The organism is Prosthecobacter gellanilyticus (genome assembly GCF_007992435.1).
Taxonomy (GTDB): Bacteria; Verrucomicrobiota; Verrucomicrobiia; order Verrucomicrobiales; family Verrucomicrobiaceae; genus Prosthecobacter; species Prosthecobacter gellanilyticus.
This window is the reverse complement of the sequence record NZ_BKAG01000063.1, coordinates 25,183-34,448: the sequence shown is the minus strand read 5'-3', so window position 1 is coordinate 34,448 and position 9,266 is coordinate 25,183. Positions and strand designations below refer to the sequence as shown.

9 protein-coding genes are annotated in these 9,266 nt (G+C 59.1%); 1 reads left to right on the top strand and 8 read right to left on the bottom strand.

From position 1 onward, the window contains the following. Positions 1–202, top strand: a 202-nt coding sequence (locus BGE01nite_RS29475; RefSeq protein WP_218033104.1) for a hypothetical protein, incomplete at its 5' end; no start/stop codon positions are given. A 151-nt stretch (positions 203–353) separates the two neighbouring features. On the opposite strand, the gene BGE01nite_RS26025 is transcribed toward BGE01nite_RS29475, so the two are convergent. From BGE01nite_RS26025 to BGE01nite_RS25990, 8 genes are all read right to left on the bottom strand, one after another. Next, positions 354–3,746, bottom strand: coding sequence for an immunoglobulin domain-containing protein (locus BGE01nite_RS26025; protein ID WP_170267076.1), 3,393 nt, complete (start codon positions 3,744–3,746; stop codon positions 354–356). Between the two features lie 394 nt (positions 3,747–4,140). Then, positions 4,141–4,575, bottom strand: a complete 435-nt coding sequence (locus BGE01nite_RS26020; protein ID WP_146855351.1) for a hypothetical protein — start codon at positions 4,573–4,575, stop codon at positions 4,141–4,143. Between the two features lie 73 nt (positions 4,576–4,648). Continuing rightward, positions 4,649–5,197, bottom strand: coding sequence for a hypothetical protein (locus BGE01nite_RS26015; RefSeq protein ID WP_218033103.1), 549 nt, complete (start codon positions 5,195–5,197; stop codon positions 4,649–4,651). Positions 5,198–5,244: 47 nt separating this feature from the next. Beyond that, positions 5,245–5,757 (bottom strand): hypothetical protein, encoded by a 513-nt coding sequence (locus tag BGE01nite_RS26010; protein ID WP_146855347.1) that lies wholly within the window; start codon positions 5,755–5,757, stop codon positions 5,245–5,247. Between the two features lie 141 nt (positions 5,758–5,898). Then, positions 5,899–6,228 carry a hypothetical protein gene (locus BGE01nite_RS26005; protein ID WP_146855345.1) on the bottom strand — a complete coding sequence of 110 codons (330 nt, stop codon included), beginning with the start codon at positions 6,226–6,228 and terminating at the stop codon, positions 5,899–5,901. Positions 6,229–6,252: 24 nt separating this feature from the next. Further along, positions 6,253–6,600, bottom strand: coding sequence for an ASCH domain-containing protein (locus BGE01nite_RS26000; protein WP_170267074.1), 348 nt, complete (start codon positions 6,598–6,600; stop codon positions 6,253–6,255). A gap of 40 nt (positions 6,601–6,640) precedes the next feature. Beyond that, entirely contained in the window at positions 6,641–7,339 is a 699-nt protein-coding gene (locus BGE01nite_RS25995; RefSeq protein ID WP_146855341.1) for a hypothetical protein, read from the bottom strand. Positions 7,340–8,090: 751 nt separating this feature from the next. Next, entirely contained in the window at positions 8,091–9,143 is a 1,053-nt protein-coding gene (locus tag BGE01nite_RS25990) for a sugar phosphate isomerase/epimerase family protein (RefSeq protein WP_146855339.1), read from the bottom strand. Positions 9,144–9,266 lie beyond the last annotated feature (123 nt).

The following is a 9,266-nucleotide window of genomic DNA, read 5'->3' as shown; positions in this document are numbered from 1 at the left end:
CGGTTGGCGGTTGGCGGTTGGCGGTTGGCGGTTGGCGGTTGGCGGTTGGCGGTTGGCGGTTGGCGGTTGGCGGTTGGCGGTGGAGTGGGCCGAGGTTTCGGCCTTCAGGGGCATGGGGGAATGGAGAATGGAAAAGGGAGAACTGAAAATGGGTTCGGGGGAAGGAGAGGGAATGGTGGGCCTGGGGTGCCTGACCACCTAACAAAGTTTGCTTCAAATTCCATTCCTCCATTCCCTTGGAGTCCGAAGCTTTTGGCGAAGGACTCTCCATGCCGGTAAAAAACAAACTCCGCTGGCCAGCACGGGGGCTGACCAGCGGAGCTGTCTCTACGCTAACACAATCTGGAAGGGCTTTATGGAGCGGCTTCGATCAGCACCGACCCGGAGATGATCAGGGAGGTGCTGAGGGTCGTCGGAGGCTCGGCATTCGGATCTGGCAGGGTGGGCAGGAGATAGTGACCCACGCCGTTCGCGTACCCGGGCAGGACCACGCCGCTGTAGGTGACCTTCCGCGTGATCTGGCCGGGACCGCCAGCAGGATCTGGATCCTTCAGAGTGAACTCACCGGTGAAGAGGCCGGTGTTAGCATTGATGTTCAGCTTGGTCTTCAGAGGGTTGGCTGGGCCGGCTCCGAAGTTGGCCTTGTTCTGGTTCGTGAGCTCGAAGGCGGTGGGATCCAGGGTGGCCTCCAGGGACTGGAAGCTGATCTGGTGCGCGTCTCCGGGGATGACGGGGGCAGGTGCTGGCTTCGCGTAGCGGCTGGCGGCGAAGCCCACGGCGGTGCTAAAACCGTCTGGATACACACGGCCAGGGGCGGGCAGACGAATCCATTCCAAGAAGCCATTTGCCTCGTAGTAGTCCCGGTTGACGCCGGCGTAACCGCGCAGGAAGCCCTCACTTCCCTGAGTCCATTGATAGACATACATGCGGGGGATGAAGTCCTGCTCCACATAGGTATCTGACATCCAGGAGGAGCCGATGATGGCGGAGCCATCTGCGAGCTTCCCGACGTAGCTGGCGGCACCCTTTTTGGAAATGTTCATGGTGGCGTAGCCACTCCCCAGAACCTCTTCAGAGCCTTCATTCAGCAGGCCAACGGTGTACTTCCCTGCCTCTGGCGCGGTGATTTGGGGACCATGTGCTCTGATGAGCATGACAGCTCCCACTTCAAAGGATGCGCTCGCTGGCAGGCTGGCCTCCCGGAACTTCACGCTGAACCATTTAGGTGAGCCATTGGCCTGCAACCAGCCCACGTAGGGTGTGCCAGAGATGGGAGTCGGCGCGGAGGCGCCGGCGCCTTCCCCAGGCAGCACGCCGGTGATGGGGGTGCGGGAGGGCCCGACCTGAACGATGCCGGTAAAGGCACCGCTGGCCTGGACATCCAGCGTCACCGAACCGCCATGGGGCAGCTCCTCCCGAGCGTCCAGCCAGCCGAAGTAGATGCCTGCCGCAGGACCGACTCCCTGGACGGTCAGGCGTGAGATCCTCTCCACCGTGACCCCGCCAAAGCTGGCGGTGACGAGAGTGTTGAAGGCACCTGCTTTTTTGGGCACGCCGGTGACGACGCCAGAGGCACTCCCCTGGAGGCCCGGAGGCAGATTGGCAAAGGTATAAGTGGCCGGGACGCTCAAGATGTAGGTAAACTCAGTCCTGGTGCCGACCTTGAGGAAGGGAGCATCCGGAGAGTCCATCTCAGACCAGGGGATTTCCCCCTCATTCAACACGCTCGGACTCACCTGGAACCGTGGCGAGGCCTCCAGAGTGGTGCCTCCTGACTCGAGGGTGATGTGGGCATGGAGTTCCAAATATTCCTGCACATTGTTCACGGTGAGCACGGGACCATTGACCCCGGAGTAGTCACTGCCGTCACTGAGAGGCAGGCCATCATGCTCCCACTGAATCTCGGCACCCGGGCCGGAGATGGACAGGGAAAGCTCACCGCTGCCGCCGGGGACGGTGACGAGGTTCGGCTTCTCCCAGTTGTAAATGACCTGGGACACGGGTGTGCTGAGGATGGTGCCGCTGGGATTGGTCACCTCCACCTGGTAGCTGCCGCCCGCCTTGCTCCAAAGAGTGGAACTGGTGGCACCGGGGATGATCTGGCCGTCCTTCAGCCAGCGGTAGGTGTAGGGGCGAGTGCCCTCCACTTCCACACTCATGGCCACGACCTCACGGGGCTGGCAGAGGGCTGGCTTCGGCTCCTGCACGAACTGCAAGGGTGTGGCTGCCGCCACGCGACTGGCGGTGATCTCATAGGTGCGGATGGGGGTGGCCTGGCCCTGCACGGTGAAGGTGAGGGTGATGCTCTTTTCCCCGGCAGTGCCGGAATTCAGACCCACCTGAAGATGGGCACTTTTGTCCGGCTGCAGGTTCAGTGAGGTGGCGGAGAGGCTGAAGTCGGCCGTGTCCCCGGTGGCGGCGACCTCCAGCACGCCGGAACCGGCATCTGGCTGATAGGCCGAAAGGGTGACGAGGGATGGCACCGTGGCGGAGGCCAGGTGCTCACCGGCATCCAGGCGGGTGACGTCACCATCCTGGGTGACGGCGCTGACCGTGCCGGAGTGATCCATCTGCGGCGGGACGCTGGTGGAGATGATGCTGATGGTGTTTTTGTCTCCGTCCTGGGGATCTCCCAGCACCATCAGCTCTCTGCTCGTGAGCTTTAGGACATAGATCATGTCCATCCCGTGGACCGAGTTATCAAAGGTCTGATCTACGGACCAGGTCTGATCCGCCTGACGGCGATGCAGCGCCACCTCCATGCTGGAGCGGCTCCTCTCCGCCATCACGTCCCCAAGGACGTCCCATCCGTAACTTGGGTTTGGCACATCTGTCCCAAGCTGGCCCAAAAACTGATAAGGGGATCTTAGTGAATACTCATAATGGCTTTCAAAGCTCCTGGCGATGAGGCGGTTCCCTGCGACGATGGGCCAGCTAATGATGCCCCAGCGAGGATTCCCAGGCACCGGCAGGCTCTGGGTCTTCACCCAATGGGCACCCGACTTCTCGTAGATGGAGATCAGGGAGCCGACCGTCTCCCCATTGTCCTCAGGAAGATTTTGCTGATAGGAGCCGACGAAGATCTTCCCGTCCTTGATGGCCACGTGATAGCCGAAGTAGTAGGTGCCGGCCTCCGGCTCGGACAGGCGGGCCTTGTGCGCCCAGCCTGAAGCGACGCGCTGGTAGACATCCACCCAGCCGGCAGTTGGCTGCCCCGCAACCGTGCCGCCATGCACACCGACCACGGCCGTGTCCCCGGAGATGGCGATCGCCGCGCCATACCCCTGGCCGAAGCTACCACCTGAATAGTCCTTGCCCTGGAGGGTCAGGCGACCGTCCGGAAGCCACTGTCCGTTGGTCAGCACATAGGCGTCCAGGTAGGGGCTGCTTTCATACGTGCCCACCAGCAGTCGTTTGCCGTCCATGGCCAGCCGGTAGCCAAAAGAATTGTTGGCAGGCGCAGCCCCCTGAGTCTGAAGAACCTGCTTAGGCACCCAGACGCCGGAAGCGTTCCGTTTCCATAAAAGCACCCGCCCATCCATCTGACCGTAGCTGTCCTCGAACGCGAAGGCCGCCCCCGCCGCCAGCCAGTCTCCGGAGGTTTGGAGAGGATACAAATGCACCTCAGACATCCCAGGATGGTCCTGAGATCGCAGCACCTGATCGGCAGCTTGAGTTGGAGAAATGACACCCGCCAGCAGCAGAAGCGCTAGCCCGACATCTCGAAGGTATTTTCGGGATTTCATGGAGGCTTTTTGCCAATTTTTGCCGCTTAAGTCAATACATTGTACATATCTCGTATGAACTATGTAGGCAGTATCGTCACCAAATGCCTTGTTGACCGTGAAGAGAAGGGTCTAGGGTCTGAGGGGAAAAGGCGTGGGTTTGGAGGGGGCTGGGGGAGCGGTTTTGTGCCGATTTTCCCTGCGTAGATCGGCTCATTGACCACCGGGACGGTCGATGAACTGGCGCGAGACTTTTTTGACGCTCGGATGGATGTCGAATCACCCTGATATTTTGGTATAAAAATTACAGCTAACGGTTTCAGTAATCTCTTTACCCCTCCGAGCTGACGGCAGCCGGAGCGAAATTTGCTTTCCTAATTATTGTTAGGTGCGGGCAGCCGCGATTCTCACCGGATCAGATGCTTGAAGAGTCGACATCGCCCTCATGGAGGAAGGTTTTGGAGAGCGGGTCCCAGGCAAAGTGAACCTCAAGGCCAAGGTAGTCCTGGCCTGTCTGGTTTTCATGCCAGACATACTCCAGGCAGCGGGCCATGTAGCTGAAATGGTGCCCAGCAGGGCAGCTCTGGCGATGAAATTTCGTATCCTGGATCTGCCAGTAGGATTCTTCGCCGATGTAGTATTCACCGGTCAGCCTTTCCCGCGCTGGAAACCATTCCGCCGCCGTGTCCGCCGTGAGCTGGGGGTTATCAATGTATCTCTGAACCGCCTGCTGCACCGCCGCCAGGATGGCCGCTCTCTGAGCCATGACCTCCGCGAGATTCTCCTCTCCAAAACCGTCCACATATCGCTCCAAAGGCCGTGCCCAGGCGGGCGGAGCAATCAAGGTCATGGCTGGCATGTGGGTTCGGGGGATTGGCAGTCTGATGTTTTGTTAGGCTCAAAAGAGCATGAGTTCCACCGTGTCATTCCTTCGGCAGCGGGATGGAGTGCCGGGTGAGGATGGCATTCACGATGCCTGATTCGGCAGGAGCCGCGCCTGCCATGTAAATCGTCCCGGTGACCTTCTGCTCATCGGCGGTGCTTCCCTCTAAAATCTTCACGCCATGGCATTCATAGCAGATGAGCAGGTCTGAAACGCCGGACGAAGTGGCGAGCCTGATGCAATGACGAGGTGTGAAACAACCTGCGATCAATCCATTCCACGTCCTGCCCGAGCGATCCAGATCCCGGATGGCAGCCCGGATCTCCTCCAGGTCAGCCGCTGAAGCGAGCGTGACCGCGCCCAGTACTGGATAGCCATGGCAGAGCGGCTGGGGAGTCTGCACCTCTGCATTCCCGCCAGCCTGCTTCTGCGCAGGGCGCAAGGCGCCGGGATCAAGCGCGATCAATTCCAGACGTGAGGCCTGTAGAAAGGGGCGGAGCTGCGCCGGCACGTAACCATTCCCTCCCCTGAAAAGGCCCTCACGAAAATAAAACATGGCCCCGCCCGCCACCAGGGCGATGGCCAACACCCAGAACGCTATCCTGTTGATTTTTCTCGTCATTCTTGGTTACGCAATCAAGTTGGCTGAGGTGCGGCTGGTCGAATGACGCCTTTCCTGCGCCCGTCGAGCCATCCGTCATGCTCCTCGCGAGTTATGAAATCCATGATGGCTGTTCGCGCTTGTTGTGAAGTCGAAGCCAGCGCCTGCCGGAAGGCTAGAAGCACACCGTAACTGCTGCCGGAGGTGGCATTGCCGAGTGCGGCGAGAATGTTCCCGGCACAGTCATGCCGTCGCTGAATCAAACCCGGCAATGCAGTGACGAGCCCTTCGGCCGCGACATTCGGAGGGAAGCACCACAAGGTGTTATACGTTCTTTGATAGGCGCCGTAGTCCTGCTCTGCCTGGAGAGAGTCAACAACCGCAACCAATGTCTCAAGCCCCTCGGCTCCCGTGACAGAGCCCAGCAGTTCCACATATCGGTTAAACCTGCGCTCTTTTTCATCCTGCGGAACAGATTCATCATCATCTTGAACGATGTTTCCTGTGAAGATGAGTTCTTCCCGCCAGTGGTCAAATTTGAGGTTCATGGCTTGCATGTGGGTTGAGGAGTAGAGGTCTCATTTTTTGTTAGGCTCAAGCAGGCATGAGCTCATGAGTCCTGCGGTGAAATCGAAACCGGGCGCCGCAGCCCGGGCAAGTCACTTTGGAACAGCCGAAGTCATCCACAATCATGTATTTGGCGCCGTTGAGACGAGGGGGATGGTGTCCTGGTAATCGCGAAAGCAGCGGATGCAGAGCATCCGTGGACTCTCCAGCTGCGGGTGTGCATCCAGAGTCGTCTCCAATGGGGCGGTGGAGATGTCGTCGCCAATCGAACAACTGCGCAGACAGTCACCACACAGGTCCACGGTAAATGCCAGAGGGTCTGGATCCGTGTCTGCAAAACGGATGGAGCGGTGGGCACGAAGCGGGCGTGACAGATCAAAATCACTGCCCATGTGCTCGCACACGGCCGCGACACCGGTGATTCCGTGTTTCTGGCATTGGATGCGTGGCATGCGGGGGTGGTTTCTGAGGATGTCTTATGCTTCGCACACACTCATCAGCTCGAACTCGTAACCAATGAACTCGAAATCGTTTCCAGGGTTCTCGAAGAAGTCGATGTGGTCGGCCTGGAATTCTTCGGGGGTGGCGTTGGTCTCGCCACGCCAGAGCCATTCGGGGATGCTGTGCCACTGGCAGAGGCGGATGGAGGTGACGCGGATGATGCAGCGCTGGACGCGCTGGGAATCACACACGGTGTAGATGGTGCCGACCTGGATGGCGCTGTCCCATTCATCGATCTCTCCCTGCCGGTGCAGCCACTCCGTGCTCGCGGTTTTGCGGCCCTCGATGATCTGGTCAATCAGATGATCGGAGGTGAAGGACATGCGGTTGGGCCGGGTCATATTAGATGCTCATTCATTTTGACTAAATTTCGTTAGGCTGAATGTGCAGCGCATAGTCGGGGTAGTCATCCGTGATGGCGGTGGTGGCTGCATCAGATGATCTGTGACTGCGGGAACGAGACAGGAGGAACGGGATGGCAATGGCCATAAGGCCGACCGGAAGAACCGTGGTCACCCATGCGTACCGGCTCAACAGAAAGAAGCCGATGATGATCGCCAGGGCACCCAGGCAGCCCAGCGGAGCGAACCGGTTCATGCGCTTTCTGGCGGCGAGCTGCTCCGGTGACAGGTGCTGGGCAAGCAGGGTCTCCTCAAAGTCTTCCGGATACTCGAGCTCGTAAAAGACAGCCTTGTGAACGCCTGCGGGCACCTCCACCGAGGCACCCTGGTGAGGGTATTTCCGCAGGAAGCTGTCATCATGCCGGAAGACATACTCAATGCCGGTGAACCAGAGGCGGCCTGACGGGGTGTGAAACTGCTCAATCACCTCCCCCTTCCCCAGATATGGAGCGAGCCTCTCCGGCATGGCCTGCCCCACGAACACACCGAGACGATAAGATCCGTCCGAATGAGGATCGATCCACCGGAGGCGACCCTCGTCATGCAATCTCTCGATGAGGGTCATGGGATCATCCTTGGCCAGTGTGTCGTAATCATCCGGCAGGGCCGCCGGATCAAACGCCACCACATTTCCTGCATCAGTTCCGGCGTGAAGGGTCATGGGTTCAGGGGTGTATAAAATATTTCCGGGATGCCCTGCCTCTTCAGCTTCAGACGCTGAACAGCGGTGAGTCCTGTCGCGAATGGAATCAACACACGGGAGTAGTGACCTGCAAGGATCCGCTGCGAGAGCTCCCGGCAAAACTTTCCGCGTCTCGGATCACCTGCCAGCCATCGTCGGGGATGCTGGAGAGGCTGTGAACGAAACCGCAGGGACAGACGAGTTTTGGCATGAGGCGAAGGTAGGCCTAACGCTGGAAATGGCGAACAAGTTCATCCAAGACACTCGGCACTTGCTCATGAAGTGTGGAACCATCACCAAAGTATAGGGCATCGTCGCTCTCGCCTTTCCAAAAACCAAGCTTGGGATAGATCTCATCACCAGTGACTCTCCCGCCAAACGAACTGCCGCTCAGATGGGCCGCGACAGCGTATGTCAGTGAAGTTCCAAGCTCGGCCTTCTCCTCGGACGTCAGAGCCGTTCGCTCTATGACGAGACAAACTGTCTTGGCGAGTTCGCGAAGGAATGCGCGCTCGCATGACTTGTAGGTGTCTGGATCTATTCGTGTGTTCATTGCCTCAATCGTCTCACGTTATAAACCTCGCCCACTGTTCTCTCTCCAGCCGTTCCAAGCAGATATGTAGAAAAATTTAGAGCAGAAAAATTCAGAATCTTTCTACCTTAATCTTTCTACATAACTAAATGTGCAGATTGAATTTGTCGTTGGCTCGAACGGGGAGCATCGAACGCCTCACGCCTTCTCCCGCAGCCACTGGGTGCTGCGGGCGAGCTCGCCTTTTTGGTAGGCGATCTCGGCTTCTTTTTTGTCGACACCTTCCGGAGCTTTGAAGCTGGGGATGGGCTTGCCTTTTTGGGTGAACTCGACCCAGGTTTTGAAGGCGTCGGTATCGCGATAACCGGGGAAGGGTTTCCAGAAGTCGTCCTGCTTCCAGGTCATGGGCTTGGCGAAGCCGGAGATGGTCTCCACCTGAAGCGGCACGCCGGGGGCGAGCTCGGCGAAGCGCTTGGCATACTTGGAGAAATCCACGAGACCTTCGCCAACAGCGGTCCACTGGATGACGGCGCCTTTTTCATCTTCCCAGGCCATGCTGTCACGCACGCTGGAGCAGATGGTGTAGGGCCCGAGGACCTCGAGATGCGCGAGCGGCTCTTCCATGGCCCAGACGGCGTTGCCGGGGTCGATGTTCGCGCCGACGTATCCCTTCCCTGCGGCCTCGATGAGGGCCTTCAGCTCGTGGCTCTGCATATCGCCGGCATGGTTTTCGATGGCGATCTTGATGCCTTCGTTTTCGGCGCGTGACTGGTTGGCCTTGATGACCTTGATAGTCTCCTCGATGTGCTTCTGGATGCCACCGTCGGTGCTGCGATCCTTTTGGTTACCCAGGTAGCAACGCGCGACGGGTGAGCCGAGCTTTTTCGCGGCCTTGATGGTGAGGGCCAGTGTCTCCTCCGGGGTGCCGTAGGTGGGCTTCCAGGTGTTCGAGGTGGGGCAGACGCCGCCGGTGCCGACGTAGAGCTTGATGCCGGCTTTGTCCGCCTGGTCCTTGAGACCCTGGAGGTAGGCGTCCTCAAAGTTTTCAAACACGGCGAGCTCGGAGATGAAGCAGGTGTCCAGCTTCAGCGAGGCCGCATACTCGATGTGCTGCGCGGCCTTCCACCCCGTGGCACGCACAGAGAAGTGGTCCATGCCGATCTTCAGCCCGGGCACGGCGGCGCGGATTTGATTGAGAACGAGAGCGCTGGCAGAGAGGGCGGTGGTGTGGAGGAAGTGGCGGCGGTTCATGTAGTTTGTTCTCGGTTCGCAGTTCGCGGTTCTCGGTTAGTATGGCGGCAGGCGGGGAAAAGGAACGTGGGAAGAGAGGCTGCCTTTGCGGAGGATTCTTGCCAAGAAAAATGCGCTGCACTG

Excerpts from the sequence above, each read along its gene's own strand:
- BGE01nite_RS26025 (WP_170267076.1), bottom strand. The coding sequence starts at position 3,746 with ATGAAATCCCGAAAATACCTTCGAGATGTCGGGCTAGCGCTTCTGCTG.
- BGE01nite_RS26020 (WP_146855351.1), bottom strand. The coding sequence starts at position 4,575 with ATGACCTTGATTGCTCCGCCCGCCTGGGCACGGCCTTTGGAGCGATAT.
- BGE01nite_RS26010 (WP_146855347.1), bottom strand. The coding sequence starts at position 5,757 with ATGAACCTCAAATTTGACCACTGGCGGGAAGAACTCATCTTCACAGGA.
- BGE01nite_RS26005 (WP_146855345.1), bottom strand. The coding sequence starts at position 6,228 with ATGCCACGCATCCAATGCCAGAAACACGGAATCACCGGTGTCGCGGCC.
- BGE01nite_RS26000 (WP_170267074.1), bottom strand. The coding sequence starts at position 6,600 with ATGTCCTTCACCTCCGATCATCTGATTGACCAGATCATCGAGGGCCGC.
- BGE01nite_RS25995 (WP_146855341.1), bottom strand. The coding sequence starts at position 7,339 with ATGACCCTTCACGCCGGAACTGATGCAGGAAATGTGGTGGCGTTTGAT.
- BGE01nite_RS25990 (WP_146855339.1), bottom strand. The coding sequence starts at position 9,143 with ATGAACCGCCGCCACTTCCTCCACACCACCGCCCTCTCTGCCAGCGCT.